Consider the following 1704-nt stretch of genomic DNA (forward strand, 5'->3'; position numbering starts at 1 on the left):
TCAAAACTGAACAAAAGAAGAATAGGTGTACTTACGAAACACACAGACGGTGTTTCATAATCTCCATAGAAAGGAGGTGATCCAGCCGCACCTTCCGATACGGCTACCTTGTTACGACTTCACCCCAATCATCTGTCCCACCTTCGGCGGCTGGCTCCCAAAAGGGTTACCCCACCGACTTCGGGTGTTACAAACTCTCGTGGTGTGACGGGCGGTGTGTACAAGGCCCGGGAACGTATTCACCGCGGCATGCTGATCCGCGATTACTAGCAATTCCGGCTTCATGTAGGCGAGTTGCAGCCTACAATCCGAACTGAGAATGACTTTTTGGGATTGGCTTGGCCTCGCGGCTTTGCAACCCTTTGTATCATCCATTGTAGCACGTGTGTAGCCCAGGTCATAAGGGGCATGATGATTTGACGTCATCCCCACCTTCCTCCGGTTTGTCACCGGCAGTCACCTTAGAGTGCCCAACTGAATGCTGGCAACTAAGGTCAAGGGTTGCGCTCGTTGCGGGACTTAACCCAACATCTCACGACACGAGCTGACGACAACCATGCACCACCTGTCACTTTGTCCCCCGAAGGGGAAAGCTCTATCTCTAGAGTGGTCAAAGGATGTCAAGACCTGGTAAGGTTCTTCGCGTTGCTTCGAATTAAACCACATGCTCCACTGCTTGTGCGGGCCCCCGTCAATTCCTTTGAGTTTCAACCTTGCGGTCGTACTCCCCAGGCGGAGTGCTTAATGTGTTAACTTCAGCACTGAGGGTGGAACCCCCCAACACCTAGCACTCATCGTTTACGGCGTGGACTACCAGGGTATCTAATCCTGTTTGCTCCCCACGCTTTCGCGCCTCAGCGTCAGTTACAGGCCAAAAAGCCGCCTTCGCCACTGGTGTTCCTCCACATCTCTACGCATTTCACCGCTACACGTGGAATTCCACTTTTCTCTCCTGCACTCAAGTCTCCCAGTTTCCAATGACCCTCCACGGTTGAGCCGTGGGCTTTCACATCAGACTTAAGAGACCGCCTGCGCGCGCTTTACGCCCAATAATTCCGGATAACGCTTGCCACCTACGTATTACCGCGGCTGCTGGCACGTAGTTAGCCGTGGCTTTCTGGTTAGGTACCGTCAAGGTACGAGCAGTTACTCTCGTACTTGTTCTTCTCTAACAACAGAGCTTTACGACCCGAAGGCCTTCATCGCTCACGCGGCGTTGCTCGGTCAGGCTTTCGCCCATTGCCGAAGATTCCCTACTGCTGCCTCCCGTAGGAGTCTGGGCCGTGTCTCAGTCCCAGTGTGGCCGATCACCCTCTCAGGTCGGCTACGCATCGTCGCCTTGGTGAGCCGTTACCTCACCAACTAGCTAATGCGCCGCGGGCTCATCTGTAAGTGTTAGCCGAAACCAACTTTCAAAAAGAAGAAATGCTTCTTCTCTTATTATCCGGTATTAGCCCCGGTTTCCCGGAGTTATCCCCGTCTTACAGGCAGATTACCCACGTGTTACTCACCCGTCCGCCGCTAAATCAGAGGAGCAAGCTCCTCATCATTCGCTCGACTTGCATGTATTAGGCACGCCGCCAGCGTTCATCCTGAGCCAGGATCAAACTCTCCATAAAAGTGTTTGTCTTGCTCTAGTTTTAAAACTGACGGAATTAATTCTTAATTCCTTACCTATTTCTTTTGTTCAGTTTTCAAAGAACT

The 1704-nt window shown here is 52.2% G+C and carries 1 rRNA gene; it reads right to left on the reverse strand.

The features are described from left to right. Positions 1-69: 69 nt before the first annotated feature. Positions 70-1619 (reverse strand): 16S ribosomal RNA (locus P4V41_RS20385). Between the last annotated feature and the right edge of the window lie 85 nt (positions 1620-1704).

The organism is Fictibacillus nanhaiensis, assembly GCF_036213205.1.
Lineage (GTDB): Bacteria > Bacillota > Bacilli > Bacillales > Fictibacillaceae > Fictibacillus > Fictibacillus nanhaiensis_E.